The sequence below is a fragment of the Nocardia sichangensis genome (assembly GCF_047200615.1).
In the GTDB taxonomy this organism is placed as follows: Bacteria; Actinomycetota; Actinomycetes; order Mycobacteriales; family Mycobacteriaceae; genus Nocardia; species Nocardia sichangensis.
Window position 1 is genome coordinate 93,523 of sequence record NZ_JBJZOK010000009.1, and the last position, 19,858, is coordinate 113,380.

The window sequence follows — 19,858 nt, forward strand, 5'->3', positions numbered from 1 at the left end:
GGCCACTCTGCCCGCGCGAAACCGTCCCGCTGAGCAGCACTGACCGAGGTCACTGCGTCGACCCCGACCAGGCAGGCAGCTAGGACGCCTGTGCCTGACCGTCCGGAAGCCTACCGCTACTCGGCGCGCAAGGCCGAGTTGAAGTGAGATTCACCGCATCGCGCGATTGTGAAACGGAAATGTGTTGCAATGAGGCATAATTCGCCCTCCACGCACCGCGTTCGCCCTCGAATCGGGCTCGTCGTCGGCTTCAGAGGTAGGACGTATCGTTCACCAGACGCACCGAAGACCCGCCGTCGAGATAGAACTCGGCTATCGAGAGCGACGCCAGATCCAGATGCAAGCGATACAGCAGCGACGGGCCGGCATCGAGGGCCAGCCGAAGCAGCGTCTTGATCGGGGTCACATGACTGACCACGACCACATTGGCGCCGGGGTACCGCTCGAGCAGGTCGCGCAGAGCCGCGTCCACCCGCGCGCGGACCTCCTCGAAGTTCTCCCCGCCGGGCGCGGCGACGGTCGGGTCACCGATCCAGCGGGCGTGTAGATCCGGGTCGCGTTGCGCGGCCTCCGCGAAGGTCAATCCCTCCCACGCGCCGAAGTCGGTCTCGATCAGCCCGTCGTGGATCTCGACCGGGACCCCGAGCGCGGCGGCGGCCGCCTCGGCGGTCTCCCTGGCCCGGCCGAGCGGAGAGCTGACCACCGCGGCGATGCCGCCTTTGGCGGCCAGCATTTTCGCGGCGCGCGCGGCCTGCTCGCGGCCCAGCGCGGTGAGCGGCGGATTGCCGCGACCGGAATAGCGGCGTTGCACCGACAACTCGGTTTGACCGTGGCGAAGCAGCAGCAAACGCGTGGGCCGACCCGTGGCACGGGTCCAGCCGGGACCGTGCTGCGCGGGCTTCGACTGCTCGGTGTTCGCTTCCCTGGCTTCGTCGATCCAGCTCGGCAGAGCGCGCTCGGTGTCCGCGAGAGCCGGATCGGCGGCCTCCACCGACCGGGTGGAGGCGGCCTCGGCACGGCCCTCGTCCACGTCGGCTCCGGCGTCCATAGCCTCGTTCGCGAGCCGGTCGGCATGCGAGTTCTGCGCGCGCGGGATCCAGCGGTAACTCACCCGGGCGAACCCGGCCGCGATCCTGCGGGCCTGGTCGGCGAGCGGGATCAGGGCCGCGTGCTTGATCTTCCAGCGACCGGACATCTGCTCGACGACCAGCTTGGAATCCATCCGCACCACGACCGATTCGGCGCCCAGCTCCGCGGCCGCCGCCAACCCGGCGATCAGTCCGCGATATTCGGCGACGTTGTTGGTGGCGATGCCGAGGAACTCCCGGCGCTCGGCGAGCACCCGGACGTGATCGGCGTCGTAGACCACCGCGCCGTACCCGGCAGGACCGGGATTGCCCCGCGAGCCGCCGTCGGCTTCGACGATCACTTCGGGGAAGCTCATCGCATCTCCCCGGCAATCGGTCGCGGCGAACTCACAGCCCCGATTCCCTGGTCCGGACCAGGATGGCGCCGCACTCCGGGCAGCGCACGACCACGTCGGGAGCGGTCTTGGCGATACGGGCGATCTCGCCGCGATCGAGTTCGATGCGGCACGCGCCGCAGCGACGCGCCTGCAACAGGGCGGCGCCGACACCGTGCTGTTCCCGCTGACGGTCGTAGATGGCCAGCAGTTCGCCGGGTAGCTTCGCGACCACGCCCGCGCGATCGGTCTCGCAGCGCGTCTGCGCCACCTCCAGGTCCGCGAGCGCCTCGTCCCGCTGTCGCCTGGCATCGCCGAGTTCCTCGTCGGTCTTGCTCAACCGCGCGCCCGCGTGCTCGTGGTCGGCGGCGGAGGCTTCGCGCCGCTCCATCACCTCGAGCAGCTCGTCCTCCAGCACGGAGCGACGGCGCTCCAGACTCCCCAGCTCGTGCTGGATCTCCGAAAGCTGTTTGGCGTTCACGGTTCCCGCGGTGAGCAGACTCTTGTCCCGCTCCTCGCGCTTGCGCACCGCCTCGACCTCGCCCTCCAGCTTGCGGATGTCGCGGTCGAGATCGTCCAGCACGATTTCCACGGCCACCGCGGCGTCGGAGTGCGCGTTGCGCTCGGCCTCCAGCCGCGCCACCTCCTGCTGCTCGGGCAGCACGGTGCGGCGGTGCGCGATCCGGGTCAGCTCGGCGTCGACGGCGGCGAGCCGCAGCAGCTCGGCCTGGATCGGGGGTTCGACATTCAACGCGGACAAACTCCTGGACGGGGTGGACGGGACTGGTGTTCAACCGTACCCCGCCGGATCGGCGGACCGGCGTCAGCCGCCGACCGTGCGAGTTTTGATGGCGTCGCGGGAGATGTAGACGTCGTATTCGCCGGGCACCGCGATCACCGCGTTGCCGTAGGCGGAGCGCACGAACGGCTGGGTCCACCAGCGGCCGGCGCGCATGTCGGCGAAGAAGTCGCGGTCGCCGTCGTTGAGGAAGATCTGGTTCTGTTTGGTCGCGACGCCGTCCAGACGCTGACCGTACAGGCGGCTGATCCGGTAGCCGGAGTGAAAGCCCAGCGCGTTCACCCACGGCTCCAACTCGACGATGCCCGCTTGCAGCACCCACATGTCGCCTTCGACCTGGTGGGTGAGACGCTGCTCGGGGTGGTCGTCGTCGCCGTACAGGGTGACATCGACGTCGAGCAGGTGTTCCTGTCCCGCCACCGGCTTGGCCACCACATGCGCCGCTTTGATCTCGCCGGTCAATCCGAGATAGGTCTGCAGCAGCGTCGCGATCCACAACAGCACCGCGGCGACCAGCAGCAGCGCGAGCCCGCCCGTTCCGCGTGCGAGCAGCGGCCGCATTCCCACCCGGCGCGCGGCGATCAGACCGGAGATGATCAGCGCTACACCGACGACCAGCAGCAGGATCAGCCCGATCTGCACGAGCCCGAAATCCACCGGGAAGTTCATGCGGTAGTTGTACCCCGCGCGAACTACTCGATTCACCCGAAACGCCCAACCCGTTCCGGCCCGGCGCGGACACGCCCCGACACGCCGTTGCCAGTTCGTCGCCGAGACAACGGGTTCGGACGCGGAGGTGCGACGCTCAGCCGGGCGCGCGCACCGTCCACGGATCGGTGCGCAGCGTGGACACCCTGGTCTCCAAACCGGGAAGGGCGGTTCGCACGACCGCTTCCGCCTGCGCGCACCACGGGAATTCGGTCGCCCAGTGCGCGGCATCCACCAAGGCGGGGCCGCCCTTGCGCAGGTGCTCGTCGACCGGGTGATGGCGCAGGTCGGAGGTGAGATACACATCGACACCCAGCCCGCTGGCCCTGTTCAGATAGGAGTCACCCGCGCCGCCACACACCGCGACCGTGTAGACGGTGCGATCCGGGTCGCCCGCGGCGCGTACGCCCCACGCGGTGGGCGGGAGGGCGCGGGCCACGCGATCGGTGAAGTCGCGCAAGGATTCCGGTTGCGGCAGGGTGCCGATCCGGCCGATGCCGAGCGACGACGGCAGCTGGGCGCGTTCGCTGATGTGATACACCGGGTCGTCACCGGGATGCGCGGCCCGCAGCGCGGCGAGCACGGCCGAGCGCGCGGCGGGCGGGGCGGCCACCTCGATCCGCTCCTCCTCGACGTACTGGAGTTCGGTCAGGGAGCCTTGTTCCGCGGCTTCGGGACGGAACTGGCCGGTCGCGGGCACACGCACCGCACGGTCGCAACAGTGCCCGCTCGCGCCCGCACCGGCGGCGAAGAGCGCGGCGAGCACCGCGTCGGTGTGCGTGCGCGGCACCTGGATCACCCAGTTGTCCACGGCTGCTTCGGGTTTGGAGTCCAGCGGGCCGGTCACGGTCAGGCCGATGGCCGCGGCGAGCGCGTCGGAGACGCCGGGATCGGCGGAGTCGGCGTTCGTGTGCGCGGTGAACAGCGCGCAGCCCGAACGGATCAGCCGATGCAGCAGCGCGCCTTTCGGCGTGCTCGCCGCGACGGTGTCGACGCCGCGCAGCAGCAACGGGTGGTGCACCACCAGCGCCTGCGCACGCCAGTCGATCGCCTCCTCGACGACCGCGGCGGTCGCGTCCACCGCGAACAGCACCCGGGTCAGCTCCTCGGCCGGGTCACCGCAGACCAGGCCGACCGAGTCCCACGGCTCGGCCAGCGCGGGCGGGTAGGCCGCGTCGAGCGCCCCGATGAGATCCGCGAGCGTGGTCATCGTCCACCTTCCTTCGCTTCGGTTCCGCACTGTGCGGCAGTGGATTCACCGCCGGGCTTGCCTGCGTGGCTGCGTGCGCTCGCCCGTCTCGTGCCGGTGATTCGCGTGGTCGGACGGTACGAAGGGCACAGTCCAGCGCCACGAACACCGCGTCCGTCGTGGTGAGTGGGCCGGACCCTTGTTCGCCCGGATGCCCGGTGCGGCGACCACCATGCGGCGGACGTGGAGATCGGCCACCGGCCGTGAGACGTCCGACACGCGAAATCTCCGTCCGGCCAGTGCGCCTGCGCGTGGGATCGGATCTTTGAGCGGCGTGGCACGGCCGGAGCCTCGTGCTCACCGGACATCCGCCGACCGGATCGCCGCGACCAGCCGGTCGACCTCCGCGGGGCCACGGACCGCGACGCGCAGGTGATCCGGGCCCAGGCCTGGGAAGGTGTCCGCGCGCCGGATCGCGATCCCCTCCGCGGCCAAATATTTGCGCAGCAATTCACCGTCCGCCACGCGCAGCAGCAGGAACGGGCCTTCCGCCGGAGTGTGGACCGCCACGCCGAGGCCGCTCAGGCGCTCGATCATCGCGGCACGGTGCACGGCGAGCGTTTCGGCGCGGCGCTGCGACTCGGCCACGGCGGCCGGGCTCGCGGTCGCGGTGATCGCCTCCAGTTGCAGGGTGCCCAGCGGCCAGTGCGGTCGCCCGTGGCCGAGGCGCGCCAGCACCTCGGGCGCGCCGAGGAAGTAACCGCAGCGCAGCCCCGCCAGCGCCCACGTCTTGGTGAGGCTGCGCAGGACGAGCAGGTCGGGCGCGGGGTCGGCGGCGAGGGATTCCGGCTCACCGGCCACCGCGTCGGCGAAGGCCTCGTCGACCACAATGACGCGTCCGGGCCTGCGCAGGGCGCGGATGGCGGCGGCCGGGTGCAGTACCGAGGTCGGGTTGGTGGGGTTCCCGAGCACCACCAGATCGGCTCCGGCGGGCACCGCGGCGGAATCGAGCCGGTAGGGCGGTTCGAGTACCACCCTGGTGACGGGAACGCCCGCTTCCCGGAGCGCGAGTTCGGGCTCGGTGAACGACGGATGCAACACCGCGGCCGACCGCGGCGCGAGGCGAGGCAGCATGGCGAAGCCTTCCGCCGCGCCGGCCAGCAGCAGCACCTCCCCGGGATCGCGGCCGTGCCGGGCCCCGATCGCGCGGCGGGCGGCTTCGGCGTCCTCGGCGCTGGGATAACGCCCCAGATCGGAGAGGCGCGCGGCCAAGCGCCGTCGCAGCCATTCCGGCGGTGCGGCCCCCTGCACGTTCACCGCGAAATCGAGCATGCCCGGACGTACGTCCACGTCGCCGTGGTGGCGCAGTTTCGCTCGATCGACGGTGTCCTCGGCCACGAGACCACACCCTACGTGGCGGCGCCGGAGCGGGACCGGCCAGAATGGCAGGCGTGGGCCAGCTGCACGTCTCGTTCGTCTGTACCGGCAACATCTGCCGCTCTCCGATGGCGGAGAAGATCTTCGCCTCGCACCTGTACCGGGCCGGCCTGGCCAATCGGGTGCGGGTGAGCAGCGCGGGCACCGGTTCGTGGCACGTGGGCGACGACGCCGACCCGCGCACCAGCGCGACCCTGCGCAAATACGGGTACCCGACCGGCCACGTCGCCGCGGCGTTCGGCGCCGAGCACAGTGACGCGGACCTGGTGATCGCGCTGGACAGCTCGCACCAGCGCGACCTCGCCCGCCTGGGCATCCCGGCCGAGCGGCTGCGGTTGCTGCGCGCCTTCGACCCGGACGCCGACGGTCAGGACGTGGCCGATCCCTACTACGGCGACACGGCGGACTTCGAACTCGTGCGCGCGCAGATCGAGGCCGCCGTCCCCGGCCTGCTCGACTGGGTGCGCGCCGAACTGGCCGCCGCCGAACCGCCCGACCCGCGCCTCGTCTCCGACGAGCGATCCTGATGCGCAGACTGACCTTCCTGCTTCGCCCCAGCTGGCTGATCCTGGCGGTGCTGGTCGCCGCGTTCGCCTACCTGTGCTTCACCGTGCTCGCGCCGTGGCAACTCGGCAAGAACACCGCCACGTCGCACCGCAACCAGTTGATCGCCGACTCGGTGAAGGCCGAGCCCATCGATGTCACGACCGTGCTCTCCGGCGCGGGGAGCGAGCACACCGAGTGGCGGCGTGTCACCGCCTCCGGCAGTTATGTGCCTGACTCGACGGCGCTGGTGCGGCTGCGCCATCTCGACGGCGCTCCGGGGTACGCGGTGCTCGCGACGTTCCGGTTGGACGACGGGCGCGTGCTGCTCGTCGACCGCGGGCTGGTGGCGGCGGTCGACGGCACGCGCCCGCCGCAGATCCCCGAGCCCCCCGCCGGGCCACAGCGCATCGAGGCCAGGGTCCGGATGTCCGAAGGGGTCACGCCCGGCAAGGACCCGAGCGTCCAGGACGGCTATCGCCAGGTGTACTCCATCGACACCACCCAGGAGACGGCGGTCCTGCGACAGTCCCTGACCGCCGTTCCGACCGGCGGCGAGCGCGGCGGCTACCTGCAACTGAGTGAAAACCAACCGGGCGCGTTCACTCCGACGCCGCTCCCCCAGCTGGATGCGGGACCCTATTTGTCCTATGGCCTGCAATGGCTGGCCTTCGGCATCATGGCTCCCCTCGGCCTCGGCTATTTCATTTACGCCGAGATCCGGGAACGAAGGAAAGAAAAGAGCTCCGCCGCAGAATCGCCCGAGGCCACGTCAGGCACCGAACCGGCCGGGTCCGAGCAGGCTCCGTCGACGGCTCCCAGCGTGCCCGCCGCCGCACCGACCACGCAAGCGCGCCTCGCCGACCGCTACGGCCGCAGCCGCGGTTGATCCCGGCATGGTCGCGGCCGGACTTGCTCGACGCGACGACGGACGATTCGCACTACGGCTGAGCCGGGCCGAGCAGATCCCACCGGTTCCCAGCGATGTCCAGGAAGACCGCCACCTGCCCGTATGGCTCGCTCCGTGGCGCGCCGACGAACTCGACACCGCGCGAGACCATTCGGTCGTACGCCGACCGAAAGTCCTCGACCTGCAAGAAGAATCCGACGCGGCCCGCGACCTGCTGTCCGATCACCGCGGCTTGCCGCGCACCGTCGGCGCGGGCCAGCAATATGCCGGTTTCGGCGCCGGGTGGCCGCACGACTACCCACCGTTTCGGGCGGCCGTCATTCGTGCGAGCCGCTGAGTCCTCGATCAGTTCGAATCCCAACGAGTCGACGAAGAAGTCGATCGCGGCGTCGTACTCCGCCACCACGATGGTCATGAGCCCGATTCGCACCCGCCGACCCTATCCGAGCCGGAATAATCCGGATTCGCACGATCAGCGCCCCTACACCAGCCGATCGGAGGTTCCGCGCGGCGCCGACGCTGCGGCCGATGACCGTCATCGCCCGGCGATCGCGAGCGGCTGCGGCCGCCGGTGCGCGGGCCGACCGCCCGCGGACTCCCGTCGTTCGCGGCTGCCCGGTGCGGCGGACGGCTCAACGCCTGATCGCGGCCACCCGCCGCGGCCAACTACTCAACGTCTGATCGCGGCCACCGCGGCGGCGATCACGGTGGCGGTGAGTTGCACAGCCTCCGAAAGGCGTACGGCGCGGCGCAAGTCGTGCACGGTCGGAGCTGGGCCGTCACCGAGCACCGGGCGCATCTCCACACCGTGCGGGTACTCGGTGCGACCACCCAACCGGACGCCCAGCGCCCCGGCCATCGACGCTTCGACCACACCCGCGTTGGGGCTGGGATGCCCGGTGGCGTCCCGGCGCCACGCGGCAAGGGCGGCAGCGGGCGTTCCGCCGATCGAGGGTGCGAGCACGGCGGTGAGCAAACCGGTGACGCGCGCCGGGATCAGGTTGGCCGCGTCGTCGACGCGCGCGGCGGCCCAGCCGAAATGCCGGTAGCGGTCGTTGCGGTAGCCGATCATCGCGTCCAGCGTGTTGACCGCGCGATATCCGAGCAAACCCGGAACGCCCGCCACCGCTCCCCACACCACCGGGGCGACGGCCGCGTCGGATGTGTTCTCGGCGATCGACTCCAGGGCCGCGCGGGCGAGACCGTCCGCGTCGAGCGCCTGCGGGTCGCGGCCGCACAGCGAGGGCAGCAGCGCGCGGGCGCCGTCGAGATCGCCCGCCGCCAGGCGATCGGCCATCCGGCGACCGGTTCGGGCCAGACTCCGGCCCCCTAGCACGGTCCAGGTCGCGGCGGCGGTCGCGACCACGCCGCCGCGGCGCACGGCCACGCCGAGTCCGACCACCGCGCCGACGGCCATCGCCTCGTGCGCCAGCCCGGCCACGCGCCGGTCGGCATAGGTCACCGACTCCAAAGCCGCCACCGCCGAACCGAATCCGGCCACCGGGTGCCACCGCCGCGGATCACCGAACGCTCGATCGAGCGCGAATCCGAGCAGCAACCCGAGCGCGGTGGAGGTCCCCTTCTGCACCCGGCGACACTATCGGGCGGGCGCAGGCCTGCCCGCACGGCCCGCCCGCGTCACACTCCGCGCCCCTACGTCGTCGGTCTGGTGACGCATCCATAGACTCGCTCCGGCAGGGGCCGAACGACGAACGGCGAACACGTGACTTCCGAGCAGCCTTCCCCCGAGCACCTCGACCAGGCCGAGCTGGCTCGGCGGTTCGAGGAGCACCGCCCGTATCTGCGCAGGCTCGCCTACAGCACCTTGGGCAGCCTCAGCGACGCCGACGACGTCGTGCAGGAGGCCTGGCTGCGGTTGCAGCGGCAGTACGAGAGCGGCGCCGCCGGTGAGATCGACAACTTGCGGGCCTGGCTGTCCACCGTCACCGGCAGGCTCGCCCTCGACCACCTCGGCTCCGCCCGCGTGCGCCGCGAACAGTACGTGGGCGAATGGCTGCCGGAGCCGGAGGTGACCAGCTGGGACGACCCCGCCGACCGGATCACCCAGGACGAGCGGGTCACCACCGCGCTGCTGGTCGTGCTCGAGTCGCTGTCGCCCGCCGAGCGCACCGCGTTCGTACTCCAGGACGTCTTCGGCATGAGCGGCCCCGAAGTCGCCGAAGTGGTCGGCCGCACCCCGGCCGCCGTCCGCCAGCTGGCTTCCCGCGCACGCAAACACGTCGAGGAGGGCACCCCGCGCTTTCCCGCCTCCCCCGACGAGCAGAAGAAGGTGGTGTCGGCCTTCGCGCTGGCGTGGCGTTCCGGCGACCTCGGCGCCCTGCTCGGCGTCCTCGACACGAACGTCAGCCTGACCGCCGACGGCGGCGGCAAGGTGCCCGCGATCCGGCAGCCCGTGCACGGCGCCGAGCTCGTGGCCAAGCTGCTGCTCGGCTGGTACCAAGTGGCGGGCGGCTGGGGCCGCGCGGTGCTGGTCAACGGCCAGCCCGGACTGGTGGTCTTCGACGGCACCCACACGGGCGTCTTCTCCTTCACCGTCGACGACGGTCGCATCGTCGCGATCGACGTGGTCCGCAACCCCGACAAGTTGCGCGACCTGCCCACCACCGGTGAGCCCGACTGGCACCTGGGCGGAAGCCGCACCGAGCGGGAGTAGTCAGCCCGCGACGCCGAGCGGCCGCGAGTATCCGTGCGCGGCCGCGACTTCGGCCGACAGCAGCCGCCCGGCGTCCGCGGTGAGCCCGTGCGCGAGATCGGGGTGCCGGGCGCATGCCTCCTGCCAGCCGAGTTCGGCGATCGCCCGCACGTAGGGCAGGGTCGCGTTGGTGAGCGCGATGGTCGAGGTGTGCGGCACCGCGCCCGGCATGTTGGCGACGCAGTAGAACAGCGAATCCGCCACCCGGAAGGTCGGATTCGCGTGCGTCGTCGGGTGTGCCGAGGCGAAGCAGCCGCCCTGATCGATGGAGATGTCCACCAGCACCGCGCCGGGGCGCATACCGCCGACGAGCTCATCGGAGACCAGCTCCGGCGCACGCGCACCGGGAACCAGCACCGCGCCGATCACCAGATCCGCCGACAACACCGCGCGCCGGACCTCCGTGGCGTTCGACGCGACGGTGGCGATCCGCCCGTCGAAGCGAGCGTCGAGTTCGCGCAACCGATGCAGGTTGGTGTCCAGCACGCTGACGCGCGCCCCCATGCCGACGGCGACCGCGGCCGCGTTCGACCCCGCGACGCCGCCGCCGAGCACCACCACTTCCGCCGGGCGCACGCCGGGGACGCCGCCGGGCAGCAGTCCGGCGCCACCGAGCGGCGCCATCAGGTGATACGCGCCGACCTGGGCGCCGAGCTTGCCCGCGATCTCGCTCATCGGAGCCAGCAGGGGTAGCGACCCGTCGGCGGCGCGCACCATCTCGTAGGCGATGGCGGTGATACCCGAGCGCAACACGGCGTCGGTGCATTCGCGCGACGCCGCCAAGTGCAGGAAGGTGAACAACACCTGCCCACGGCGCATCCGCTGATACTCCTGCGCGATCGGCTCCTTCACCTTCAACACCAGGTCGGCGTCCCGCCACACCTGGTCGGCGTCGGGGACCAGGCGGGCCCCCACCGCGGCGTAGTCGGCGTCGGGAAATCCCGATCCGACGCCCGCGCCCGCCTGCACCAGCACGTCGTGTCCGTGCCCGGTCAGTTCCCCGGCGCCCGCCGGAGTCAGGGCTACCCGGAACTCTTGATCCTTGACCTCCTGTGGAACTCCGATCCTCATACCGCCATCGTGGCCCCGGCGCGGGGCCGACGCCACGACCGACGCGCCGAACGCGCACGGCGACCACCCGAGCCGCGCGCGCCGGGTGAGTTTCTCGGCACGTTGCCCAGCTGAGTTCGGACGACCCGTCTCACACGGTGGTGGTGCGTCCCAGCGGCGGTATCCGCAACTGCTCAATGCGGCCGCCGTAGCGGAAGACACGGCCCAGGTGGTCGAGCGTCTCGCTGAAGTGCGCCCAGCCTTCGGCGTGGACGGGCACGATCACCGCGTCGCCGAGCGCTTCGGCTGCCTCCAGCGCGGTGCGCGCGTTCAGGGTGACGTCGGTGTCGCCGAAACGGCCGACGTTCGCGGCGCCCACGTTGAGCACGGCGATGTCGATGCGGCCGATCCGCTCGACGATCTGCCGTACCAGGTCGACGGAGGCGTTGTCACCCGAGACGTACACCGTCGGTTCGCCTTCGGCGCGCAGCACGAACCCGGTGACGATGCCGCTGAACGGCTCGCAGCCCTCGGGACCGTGCAGGGCCGGCACGCCGGTCACCTGCACGCCGTGCACCGTCACCGTCTCCCAGTTCGCCAGCCCGCGCACTCCTTCGATCCGGGTCGCCGCGCCGGGCGTGGACAGCACGGTCGGCACCGTGGTCAGCAACTTCCGGCCGGAGTCGTCGAGGTTGTCGGCGTGTTCGTCGTGCGAGAGCAATACGACGTCCACGGGACCGACTTCCGCCTGCGATACGGCAGGCCCGACGAGTTTGTGCAATGTGATGGGCCCCGGGTAATCGCCCGGCTCGTCGAAGGTGGGGTCGGTCAGCCAGGTGCGGCCCGCGTAGCGGAACCGCACCGTGGGACCGCCGATGTGCAGGAGTTCCAGGCCGGTGCGTTCGATCGTCTCGCTCATGCCGTTGATCTTGTCCCGCCCGCCCGCCGCAAGCCAGTGGCCCGCGAGCCGCTTACCGTTAAGATCAGGCCATGCGTACGGTGGCCGTCCTGGCGTTCGACGGAGTCAGTCCCTTCCATCTGTCGGTGCCCAGCCTCGTCTTCGGCCGGGTCGGCGTCGAAGGGCCCGCGCCGTATCAGGTGGACGTGTGCGCCGAGCGGCCAGGAACAGTGCGCACCCCGGCCGGATTCGACATCCACGTCCGGCACGGACTCGAGACGCTGACGCGGGCCGACACCGTCGTGATCCCGAGCTGGCGACTCGGCGCTCCGCTGTCCGCCGACGTGCGCGACGCCCTGCGCACCGCACACGCCGGCGGCGCCAGGATCGTCGGGCTGTGCCTGGGTTCCTGGGCGGTGGCCGCCAGCGGACTGGCCGACGGCCGCGAGATCACCACGCACTGGGCCTCCGCCGCCGAGCTCGCCCGTGCGTTCCCCGCGGTCCGGGTCCGTGCCGACACGTTGTGGTCGGATCTGGGCGATGTCGTGACCTCCGCCGGGGTGGCCGCGGCGCTGGACTGCTGCCTGCATCTGGTCCGCGGCGATCTCGGCAGCAAAGCCGCCACCGAGCTGGCCAGGTCGCTGGTCACCGCCCCGCATCGCAGCGGCTCCCAGGCGCAGTACATCCCCGTCGCGGTGCCCGACGCCGCCGACGACGATCCGATCGAGCGCGCCATGGTCTGGGCGCGCACCCATCTCGGCGACCCGGTCGACCTGGACGGCTGGGCCCGCGTCGCGCTCATGTCGCGGCGCACCTTCACCCGCCGCTTCCGCGACCGCACCGGCACCAGCCCCCAGCAGTGGCTGCTGCTCCAGCGCACCGATCGCGCGCGACTACTGCTCGAATCCACCACCGACACCGTGGAACGCATCGCCGTCGACACCGGATTCGGCACGGCGGTGAGCCTGCGCCACCACTTCCACCGCATCCTCGGCACCAGCCCCGCCGCACACCGCACCAGTTTCCAAGGACAGAACTGACCGGGACGGGCCGCGGGTGGCCGGCCGCACAGCCGAGCCCGCTAAGTTCATGGCCATGCGGATTCAGCTGGGCGAGCATGCGCCGGAGATCGATGAGAGCGCGTGGATCGCGCCGAACGCCACCGTGATCGGCCGTGTCCGGCTCGGCGCCGAGGTCAGTGTCTGGTACAGCGCGGTGCTGCGCGGCGACCTGGAGACCATCGAGGTCGGCGCGCGCAGCAATATCCAGGACGGCTGCGTGCTGCACGCCGACCCGGGCTTCCCGCTGACCGTCGGCGCGGGGGTCTCGGTAGGGCACAACGCGATCCTGCACGGGTGCACCATCGGCGACGACGTGCTCGTCGGCATGGGCGCCACCATCCTCAACGGCGCGGTGGTCGGACCCGGCAGCTTGATCGCGGCCAATGCGCTGATCCCGGAGGGCGCGCGGATTCCGCCCGGTTCGCTCGTGGCGGGCGTGCCCGGCAAGGTGCGCCGGGAACTCGGTGCCGAGGAGCAAGATCGCATTCGCCTGAATGCGACTGTCTACCTAGCAAATACAGCCCAACATCGCACGGCGAATGAGGTGTGAAACAGGACACACTGATCAAATGTCCATTAGAGATCGCTGATAGCATTCAGCCAGCGTGCCCGGCGACCCGGGCTCTCCTGTCGACACGGTTGTCGTGCGACTTGTAGCGCAGTGGTGAACCCACCCGGGTCGATGGGTGGGCGAGCGTGCAGGCAGGAGGTATCACGGTGTCGTACGTGCAGTCGGGTGTGCACGGGCCCAAGGGCCGGATCAGCGTCGCCGACATCGCGGCCCAACCGGGGGGAGTCGAGGCACTCCAGCGCCGGGTTCATGAATTACGTTCTCGCGGTGTGGATTTCGCCGCGAACGCGATCGAGAAGGAAATGGCCGAGCTGGATCTGCCGCGCCAATGACTTCGACGCCACGCTCACCGCGGATCACGATGCCGCGGTGAGCGTGGCGAGTCCGGCCGTGGTGTGCTGATCCAGCGCCATCAACGCGGCCCGAATTCGTACCGTTTGCCAGCCACCGTCGACCCGGCGCAGGCGCACCGTCCCCTCGGTACGATGCCGCGCCAGATCTCGCGACATGGTTCGCGCGGTCGCCAGATCATCCGGATGAATCTGCGGCCTCGGTTGCCCGGGGAGATCCGCCCAGGCGACGTCCGGCATGGGTGGCCCGATCCACCGGATCAGCCGCAACGAGCGCAGATTGACGATCGCGCGGTACTCGCCGGGTTCGGTGGCGGCCTCCAGCACCGCGTACTCCAGGATCGTCGGCGGTGGAGCGGCGGAGACGGCGGTGGCCGCGCCGATGTCCTGGGTCACCCCGCGCAGCAGCACATGAGGCTCGCCCGCGTCGTCCGGCTCGGCGACGATCCGGCAGGCGAAATGCCCGGCGCGCAGAGCGTCGTCGTCGCGCCGGATGGTCCAGACCGCCTGATGCTCGGTGCCCGGCGCCGAGTTGACGATCTTGGCCAGCGCCTCGCTCTCGTCGCGGTTGGCGACCAGCCGGGTGAACGCGCCCGCGATGGCCAGCTCGGCGGCACGGTTCTCCGGCGCGACGCCGTACAGGTCCAGCAGGTCGATACTGCGCACCGAGCGGTTGGCCGTGAGATCGAAGTACCACGCCCCCATCGGGTCGGCCGCCGCGACCGGCTCTTGCCGCGGGCCCACCCACAGTCGTACGGCATGCGCCCGCCCCGGTGCGATGAGCAGCGGCTCGGCCCGCACCGTGCGCCGCCCGTCGCCGGAGACGCACGCGACCGGCGCACCGGTGGCGCATGCCCGCCGCAGCGCCGACTCCGCGTCGGCCCGCGACAGCGGATTGCGCACGATGTTGCTCAGCGGCACGAACGCCTTCGGCGCGGACCCCACGGCGATCACTCGCCCCGGCTGGCCCGAAAAGCAGTCCAGCAGCAGCCATTTCGTCACCATCCGCGCCCCCGCACGTCATCATCGGCGGTCCACCGTAACTCGTAATATGCTCGGCCGGTTGTCATTTCGCCCTCCCCGTCCCTGACCGCGCATCCGGCGTGCGGTCAGGACCGGAATACCATGTCCAGCACCTTCTCGTGGTACGACCCCGCCATTCGTGTGACCAGGTCCACAGCGACGGCATCGATTCCGACCAGGACTTTCGCCTCGCCGCGCGCGGCGCCGCGCAGAATGGTCCGCGCAGCCGCTCCGGGGCTGGTCCGCGCCACATGTCCCTCGAATCGGCGCACCACCGCTTGCGCGTCGACGCCCGGCGCGACGCTCGCCGACCGGGCGATCCCGGTGAGCACTCCGCCGGGATACACCCCGGTGACCCGCACCGAGCCGCCCGCCGCACGCATGTCCTGGCGCAGCGAGTCGGTGAAACCGCGTACGGCGAACTTCGCCGCGTTGTACGGCGCGTGCCGCGCGACGGCCACCAGCCCGAACGCCGAGGACATATTGACGACATGCGCGCGATCGGCGGCCAGGAGATGGGGCAGGAACGCCTTGGTCCCGTTGACCACACCCCAGAAGTCGACGGCCATCACCTGTTCGAAGTCGCTGAAGGGCGACTCCAGCACGCCGCCGACGTGCAGGATGCCCGCGTTGTTGAACAGTGCTTCGACCCGCCCGAACCGGGCGACGGTCCGCTCCGCGTACGCGAACACCGCCGCCCGATCGGTGACGTCCACCGTGCTCACCGACGGCTCCCGGCCCACGGCCGCGCACAACACCCCCGTCTCGGCCACGGCATCCGCCGACTTGTCCGACAGCGCCAGCGATGCCCCCGCGCCCGCCAATGCCACCGCCAGCGCCCGGCCGATGCCCGAACCCGCGCCGGTGACCGCCACCACACGATTCGCGAAATACCCCATGGCTCAACCCCTTTCCGGACCGGCCGGAGTCGCGGCCGGACACCGACCACAGGCTAGTCAGCCGAATCTGGACGCGCGACCCACTCCATCCGGCCGCTCCTCGGCAATGCCGGGTCACGCGGCGTCCACCCAATGAAATAATGGACGTTCCCGTCCGCACCCGTCGCGATGCCGCGCCCACCGGCCACGGCCCGGCGACCGCGCCGAACCTACTGGAGATCCGATGCCAACCCTCTCGCCCATGTTGCAGCGCATCCTCGAGAAGCCGGTCGCCGACGGCGAAAAGCTCCTGGAAAGCGCACTCTCGGCGTTCCTGGACTTCGGTATCAAGCGGACCAGCATGGGCGAGATCGCCCGCCGCGCCGGGATCAGCCCGGCCACGCTGTACCGGCGCTACGAATCCAAGAACGACCTCGTCGAGGCGGTCAGCGTCCGGGAGGCACAGCGCTTCGTCGCCGCGATCGAGAAGCAGGTGCGCACCGTATCGGGCAACGACGATCAGCTCGTCGAGATCTTCGTTGCGTTCATCAGCGCCATCGCGGGCAACGAACTGCTGCGCCGGCTGCTGCGCACCGAGCCCGACCTGATCCTGCCCCGGCTGACCACCGAGGCGGGGCCGATCCTCGCCGTCGGCCGCGACTACCTGGCCGAGAAGCTGCGCGAGCTGCGGAACGCCGGTGGCACGCACGACTTCGACGCCGATCTGGTCGCCGAGATCATGGCCCGGCTGGCGCTGTCGCTCGCCCTCACCCCCGACGGCCTGATCCCGGTCAGCGATCAGAACGCGGCGCGCGAGTTCGCCCGCCGCACGCTGCTGCCGATGGTCGGCGTCCGGGTCAGCGCTTGATGGGCGCTGTCGGACGCAGTCCATCTTCAGCCCGCGCATGGCCGGAGCGAAGGCGGAGGTACGCCTGATAGGTGGTGTCGGACGCAGTCCGTCTTCAGCCCGCGCATGGCCGGAGCGAAGGCGGAGGTACGCCTGATAGGCGCTGTCGGACGCAGTCCGTCTTCAGCCCGCGCATGGCCGGAGCGAAGGCGGAGGTACGCGCAATCCGACGCCGAACGCGGCGGCCACCCGCTCGTCCAGCTCGGCCCGCGCCGCCGCATCCGGCGCCCGGCCTTCCACGAACTCGCGCACCAGATCGATGACTCCCGCCGACCGGACTGCCGCCGGATCGGGCACCGGCAGCCGTGACACATATTGGGTGATCCACCGCCGCCTGCCCGAGTACAACCGATTGCCGCAGACCACGTCGTAGAACCGCAATCCGAGCGCCGAATTGGCCACCCCCATAAGCAGGTATGCCAAGCGCGTCGCCTCCGTGGGCGCAGCCGCCAGATCGGGCAGCGAGATCCAGTAGCAGTCGCCGTTGACCACCGCGCCCGAGCTGTCCAGCGCGAAACGCGGACGGTCGCTGATGTCCGGGAATACCAGCTTCGGCTGCTGCCACAGGTGCGGACGCTGCGGCACCCAGATCTCGTACCAGGCGCGGCCGCTCTCGACGACATAGCGTCGCCCGGCCAGTGTGCGACGATGCGACCGTAGATACGCGGCGGCGGCGGGGTATTCGCCGAGATCGATCGGCGTGCGGCGGGCACAGGCCAGGTCGTAGGGATACAGCACGCGAACGTCGCGGGCGCGTGTGGCCCGCCACGGCGCCAGATCGTGATGGGTGATCAGCTCCAGCAACAGTTCCGGCTCGGGACACAGGTCGGCCTGTGCCCAGCGGTCGGAGATGAACACATGGTCGGCGGTCGTCTTGATGCCGACCCGGATGCGCGCCACCTCGCCGAAACTGCGCCAGGTCGCCGCCGCTATCCGCGCCAGCCAGGAATCGATCGCATCGTGCGACATCCGCCACGCGGCCTCCGGCTCCCGCGCCGCACCTCGGAGCGTCCTTCGTTCCGCCGTGACATCCGGCGTGGCGTCACTGGTCGAACTCTCATCGCCACCCCGACCGGCTCCGAGGGCCCCGGGCGGCCCGGACCCCGTTGCCAACGTGCCGACCTCGACGGCGAAGGTCCGGCCGTTGTACTCGACGATCGAGCCGCCCGGGTCGAGCAGCGCCTCGAACAGCGTCTTCGCACCTGGTGTTTCGCCGATGGCCTCGTAGGCGGAGACGTAGCGGCAACCGTCGCCGTGGTTCGCGCGGCGCGCGATGGTGATCGCGGGCAGCACAGCGGCGGTGAACAGTTTGGTGTCCCCCAGGTCGTACAGCTCGACCGGAGCCAGATCGGTCAGCAACAGCCGCCGGATGTTCGCGCCGGCCTTGGTGGTCAGGAATCGGTTGGCGCACAAGAGGCCGAGCACACCTCCCGCGGCCAGCAGCCGGGGCAGCGTCGCCACGAACGGATGGGTCAGGTCGATCCGCCCCCTCAGACCGAACCGCTTGCTCAGCAACTGCGCGGTCGATCCGCCCAACTGCTGGGTGCGCACATACGGCGGGTTGGTGATCACCGCGTCGAACGAGCCGTCCGCGAGCCGCGCCTCGACCGCGAGGAAGTCCGCCTGGTGCCAGTGCGCGTCGATCCCCGCCGAGCGGGCGCGCTCACGGGCGACCGCGAGCGCGCGGGCGTCCAGGTCGTAACCGGTCAACACCAGACGGGCACCGGGAAACCGGGCCGCGACCTCCTCGTGCACGGCGAACAGCAATTCGCCGTCGCCACAGGCCGGATCGAGCACACGCAGGACGCCCGCGTCCGAGGGCTCGGCATGGCGCAGCAGCCGTTGCGCCAGGAACCGCGCCAGCACGGGCGGCGTGTAATGCCTGCCGTGCCGTTTGCGGTCCCGCGCGGCGGGAGCTTCGGACGCCATATCGGGATTCTGCCTGGCGCGACCGCGCCCGTTGCCGCAACGCGGGCAACACTTTTGCGCCCCACGCGCGTCGCGGCCGACTCGCCCGGCGACGGCGTGTCGCCCGGCTTTCGCGTCGGAGCGTTCGATGCTAGCGTTCGGTCTCGAAATAAGACTGCCAAAGGAGGCGGGGGAATGACCGTGACGACCGACGACTTCACAACCCTGACCCGAGTGCTCGACGAACGGTGGACCTGCAGGCAATTCCACTCGCAGCCCGTCGAGCGCGACACCATCCGCGCCCTGTTGCGGCTGGCCCAGCGAACGCCGTCGTGGTGCAACACCCAGCCATGGCAGGTCGTGGTGACGGAGGGCGCCGGAACGGATCGTTTCCGGAAGGAACTGGTCGAACACATCGCGACAGCCACGCCCGCGTCGGATTTCGAGTTTCCCGCGCAATACACCGGTGCGTACCGGGACCGCAGGCGCGAATGCGGAAAGCAACTGTATGACAGCGTCGGCATCGCCAAAGGCGATCACGAGAAGACGATGCGGCAGGCCGTACGGAATTTCGAACTCTTCGACGCGCCGCATGTGGCGATCGTGACCAGCGAAGCCGATCTGGGCGTCTACGGAGCGGTGGACTGCGGTCTGTACATCGGCAGTTTCCTGCTGGGCGCGCAGAGCCTCGGTCTCGGCGCGGCGCCGCAGGCGGCACTCGCCTCGTACTCCCCTTTCGTCCGGGAGTACTTCGGCATCCCGGAGCATCGCAAGGTCGTCGCCGGAATCTCCTTCGGATATCCGGACCTCGATCATCCCGTCAACGGCTTCCGCACCACCCGGGCCGACGCCGACGAAGTCGCCACCTGGTTCGCCGACTGACACCCGAGGGCGTCAGCGCGCGCTACCCGCGGTCGCCTCGGCGCCGGTGACGCCCAGCAAGCCCGGTCCCGGCTTCGGGGTGACATCGCGTGCGGTGAGTTCGGCTCCGCACGAATCGCATTCGAGCCGGACGTGGGCCTCGCCCGCGCACTCGTGATGGGCGTAACGCACCGGAGGCCCTTCCGGCGCCATGTAAGCATCGCCCCAATCACGGATGGCCAGCAGAATCGGGTAGATGTCGTGCCCCTTGGGGGTGAGGCGGTACTCCTCGTGCGCACCCACGGCGGCCTTCTGCTTGACGAGGATGCCGTGCTCGATCAGGCGGTCCAGCCGATCCTGCAACCTGCTGCGCGAGATGCCCAGTGCGCTCTGGAAGGCGTTGAACCGCCGGACCCCGGAGAAGCAGGACTTGAGGATCAGCAGCGTCCAGCGATCACCGAAGATCACGAGCGGGCGCGTGATCGAGCACGGCACGTCGGCCAGTTCTTCGTAGCGCACCTCCCGATGCTACCGACCACCGAGCCGCTCCCGCCCCGTGAGACTTCACGACCTCACCCGCTCGAACTGCG

21 protein-coding genes are annotated in these 19,858 nt (G+C 70.6%); 8 read left to right on the plus strand and 13 right to left on the minus strand.

Going from position 1 to position 19,858, the window contains the following annotated elements; translation table 11 throughout:
- Positions 1-250: 250 nt before the first annotated feature.
- From ACL03I_RS14865 to cobC, 5 genes are all read right to left on the minus strand, one after another.
- A complete protein-coding gene (locus tag ACL03I_RS14865) occupies positions 251-1,444 on the minus strand; it encodes a bifunctional RNase H/acid phosphatase (RefSeq protein WP_412806221.1) in 1,194 nt (397 codons plus the stop codon).
- A 31-nt stretch (positions 1,445-1,475) separates the two neighbouring features.
- Positions 1,476-2,213: a zinc ribbon domain-containing protein gene (locus ACL03I_RS14870; RefSeq protein WP_355072781.1), complete on the minus strand. Its 738-nt coding sequence runs from the start codon at positions 2,211-2,213 to the stop codon at positions 1,476-1,478.
- A 72-nt stretch (positions 2,214-2,285) separates the two neighbouring features.
- The gene (locus tag ACL03I_RS14875) at positions 2,286-2,930 is read right to left on the minus strand and encodes a hypothetical protein (RefSeq protein ID WP_364427725.1); all 645 of its coding nucleotides are present in this window, start codon (positions 2,928-2,930) and stop codon (positions 2,286-2,288) included.
- Between the two features lie 136 nt (positions 2,931-3,066).
- Complete coding sequence (locus ACL03I_RS14880) at positions 3,067-4,179, minus strand: Nif3-like dinuclear metal center hexameric protein (RefSeq protein WP_412806222.1); 1,113 nt, start codon at positions 4,177-4,179, stop codon at positions 3,067-3,069.
- 336 nt (positions 4,180-4,515) lie between these two features.
- Positions 4,516-5,556, minus strand: coding sequence for an Rv2231c family pyridoxal phosphate-dependent protein CobC (gene cobC / locus ACL03I_RS14885; RefSeq protein ID WP_412806223.1), 1,041 nt, complete (start codon positions 5,554-5,556; stop codon positions 4,516-4,518).
- Between the two features lie 44 nt (positions 5,557-5,600).
- Here cobC and ACL03I_RS14890 point away from each other — a divergent pair, with 44 nt between their 5' ends.
- Positions 5,601-6,122: a low molecular weight protein-tyrosine-phosphatase gene (locus ACL03I_RS14890; protein WP_355072774.1), complete on the plus strand. Its 522-nt coding sequence runs from the start codon at positions 5,601-5,603 to the stop codon at positions 6,120-6,122.
- On the plus strand, positions 6,122-7,027 hold the full coding sequence (locus tag ACL03I_RS14895) for an SURF1 family cytochrome oxidase biogenesis protein (RefSeq protein ID WP_412806224.1): 906 nt from the start codon (positions 6,122-6,124) through the stop codon (positions 7,025-7,027). The genes ACL03I_RS14890 and ACL03I_RS14895 overlap by 1 nt, the downstream gene beginning before the upstream one ends.
- 52 nt (positions 7,028-7,079) lie before the next feature.
- Here ACL03I_RS14895 and ACL03I_RS14900 read toward each other — a convergent pair whose 3' ends face one another.
- Positions 7,080-7,478 (minus strand): VOC family protein, encoded by a 399-nt coding sequence (locus ACL03I_RS14900; RefSeq protein ID WP_355072770.1) that lies wholly within the window; start codon positions 7,476-7,478, stop codon positions 7,080-7,082.
- Positions 7,479-7,718: 240 nt separating this feature from the next.
- Positions 7,719-8,636: a cobalamin biosynthesis protein gene (locus ACL03I_RS14905; RefSeq protein ID WP_355072769.1), complete on the minus strand. Its 918-nt coding sequence runs from the start codon at positions 8,634-8,636 to the stop codon at positions 7,719-7,721.
- Positions 8,637-8,771: 135 nt separating this feature from the next.
- On the opposite strand from ACL03I_RS14905, the gene sigJ reads away from it, so the two are divergent.
- Positions 8,772-9,722: an RNA polymerase sigma factor SigJ gene (gene sigJ / locus ACL03I_RS14910; protein WP_355072767.1), complete on the plus strand. Its 951-nt coding sequence runs from the start codon at positions 8,772-8,774 to the stop codon at positions 9,720-9,722.
- On the opposite strand, the gene ald is transcribed toward sigJ, so the two are convergent.
- Positions 9,723-10,832 carry an alanine dehydrogenase gene (gene ald, locus ACL03I_RS14915; RefSeq protein WP_355072765.1) on the minus strand — a complete coding sequence of 370 codons (1,110 nt, stop codon included), beginning with the start codon at positions 10,830-10,832 and terminating at the stop codon, positions 9,723-9,725.
- Between the two features lie 130 nt (positions 10,833-10,962).
- Positions 10,963-11,730 carry an MBL fold metallo-hydrolase gene (locus ACL03I_RS14920; RefSeq protein WP_412806225.1) on the minus strand — a complete coding sequence of 256 codons (768 nt, stop codon included), beginning with the start codon at positions 11,728-11,730 and terminating at the stop codon, positions 10,963-10,965.
- A 71-nt stretch (positions 11,731-11,801) separates the two neighbouring features.
- Between ACL03I_RS14920 and ACL03I_RS14925 the strand changes: the two genes are divergently transcribed.
- The 3 genes from ACL03I_RS14925 (at position 11,802) to ACL03I_RS14935 (ending at position 13,673) form a co-directional block, all read left to right on the plus strand.
- Positions 11,802-12,749, plus strand: a complete 948-nt coding sequence (locus tag ACL03I_RS14925; protein ID WP_355072762.1) for a GlxA family transcriptional regulator — start codon at positions 11,802-11,804, stop codon at positions 12,747-12,749.
- Positions 12,750-12,804: 55 nt separating this feature from the next.
- A complete protein-coding gene (locus ACL03I_RS14930) occupies positions 12,805-13,320 on the plus strand; it encodes a gamma carbonic anhydrase family protein (RefSeq protein WP_355072760.1) in 516 nt (171 codons plus the stop codon).
- A gap of 167 nt (positions 13,321-13,487) precedes the next feature.
- The gene (locus tag ACL03I_RS14935) at positions 13,488-13,673 is read left to right on the plus strand and encodes a hypothetical protein (protein WP_039803648.1); all 186 of its coding nucleotides are present in this window, start codon (positions 13,488-13,490) and stop codon (positions 13,671-13,673) included.
- Positions 13,674-13,697: 24 nt separating this feature from the next.
- Here the strand turns inward: ACL03I_RS14935 and ACL03I_RS14940 are convergent, their stop codons facing one another.
- Both ACL03I_RS14940 and ACL03I_RS14945 read right to left on the minus strand, forming a co-directional pair.
- Positions 13,698-14,696 carry a GAF domain-containing protein gene (locus tag ACL03I_RS14940; protein ID WP_355072758.1) on the minus strand — a complete coding sequence of 333 codons (999 nt, stop codon included), beginning with the start codon at positions 14,694-14,696 and terminating at the stop codon, positions 13,698-13,700.
- A 104-nt stretch (positions 14,697-14,800) separates the two neighbouring features.
- Entirely contained in the window at positions 14,801-15,613 is an 813-nt protein-coding gene (locus ACL03I_RS14945) for an SDR family NAD(P)-dependent oxidoreductase (protein ID WP_412806226.1), read from the minus strand.
- Between the two features lie 223 nt (positions 15,614-15,836).
- Between ACL03I_RS14945 and ACL03I_RS14950 the strand changes: the two genes are divergently transcribed.
- Complete coding sequence (locus ACL03I_RS14950) at positions 15,837-16,460, plus strand: TetR/AcrR family transcriptional regulator (RefSeq protein WP_355072755.1); 624 nt, start codon at positions 15,837-15,839, stop codon at positions 16,458-16,460.
- Positions 16,461-16,622: 162 nt separating this feature from the next.
- On the opposite strand, the gene ACL03I_RS14955 is transcribed toward ACL03I_RS14950, so the two are convergent.
- Entirely contained in the window at positions 16,623-18,428 is a 1,806-nt protein-coding gene (locus ACL03I_RS14955; RefSeq protein ID WP_412806227.1) for an Eco57I restriction-modification methylase domain-containing protein, read from the minus strand.
- 174 nt (positions 18,429-18,602) lie between these two features.
- On the opposite strand from ACL03I_RS14955, the gene ACL03I_RS14960 reads away from it, so the two are divergent.
- Positions 18,603-19,289, plus strand: a complete 687-nt coding sequence (locus ACL03I_RS14960; protein ID WP_364427685.1) for a nitroreductase — start codon at positions 18,603-18,605, stop codon at positions 19,287-19,289.
- Between the two features lie 12 nt (positions 19,290-19,301).
- Here the strand turns inward: ACL03I_RS14960 and ACL03I_RS14965 are convergent, their stop codons facing one another.
- Positions 19,302-19,787 (minus strand): winged helix-turn-helix transcriptional regulator, encoded by a 486-nt coding sequence (locus tag ACL03I_RS14965; RefSeq protein ID WP_355072749.1) that lies wholly within the window; start codon positions 19,785-19,787, stop codon positions 19,302-19,304.
- Between the last annotated feature and the right edge of the window lie 71 nt (positions 19,788-19,858).

Bases quoted from the DNA above. Each gene is read 5' to 3' on its own strand.
- ACL03I_RS14880 (WP_412806222.1), bottom strand. From the start codon at position 4,179: ATGACCACGCTCGCGGATCTCATCGGGGCGCTCGACGCGGCCTACCCG.
- ACL03I_RS14875 (WP_364427725.1), bottom strand. From the start codon at position 2,930: ATGAACTTCCCGGTGGATTTCGGGCTCGTGCAGATCGGGCTGATCCTG.
- ACL03I_RS14865 (WP_412806221.1), bottom strand. From the start codon at position 1,444: ATGAGCTTCCCCGAAGTGATCGTCGAAGCCGACGGCGGCTCGCGGGGC.
- ald (WP_355072765.1), bottom strand. From the start codon at position 10,832: ATGAGGATCGGAGTTCCACAGGAGGTCAAGGATCAAGAGTTCCGGGTA.
- ACL03I_RS14930 (WP_355072760.1), top strand. From the start codon at position 12,805: ATGCGGATTCAGCTGGGCGAGCATGCGCCGGAGATCGATGAGAGCGCG.
- ACL03I_RS14890 (WP_355072774.1), top strand. From the start codon at position 5,601: ATGGCAGGCGTGGGCCAGCTGCACGTCTCGTTCGTCTGTACCGGCAAC.
- ACL03I_RS14920 (WP_412806225.1), bottom strand. From the start codon at position 11,730: ATGAGCGAGACGATCGAACGCACCGGCCTGGAACTCCTGCACATCGGC.
- ACL03I_RS14925 (WP_355072762.1), top strand. From the start codon at position 11,802: ATGCGTACGGTGGCCGTCCTGGCGTTCGACGGAGTCAGTCCCTTCCAT.
- ACL03I_RS14895 (WP_412806224.1), top strand. From the start codon at position 6,122: ATGCGCAGACTGACCTTCCTGCTTCGCCCCAGCTGGCTGATCCTGGCG.
- ACL03I_RS14955 (WP_412806227.1), bottom strand. From the start codon at position 18,428: ATGGCGTCCGAAGCTCCCGCCGCGCGGGACCGCAAACGGCACGGCAGG.
- ACL03I_RS14960 (WP_364427685.1), top strand. From the start codon at position 18,603: ATGACCGTGACGACCGACGACTTCACAACCCTGACCCGAGTGCTCGAC.
- ACL03I_RS14945 (WP_412806226.1), bottom strand. From the start codon at position 15,613: ATGGGGTATTTCGCGAATCGTGTGGTGGCGGTCACCGGCGCGGGTTCG.
- ACL03I_RS14940 (WP_355072758.1), bottom strand. From the start codon at position 14,696: ATGGTGACGAAATGGCTGCTGCTGGACTGCTTTTCGGGCCAGCCGGGG.
- ACL03I_RS14950 (WP_355072755.1), top strand. From the start codon at position 15,837: ATGCCAACCCTCTCGCCCATGTTGCAGCGCATCCTCGAGAAGCCGGTC.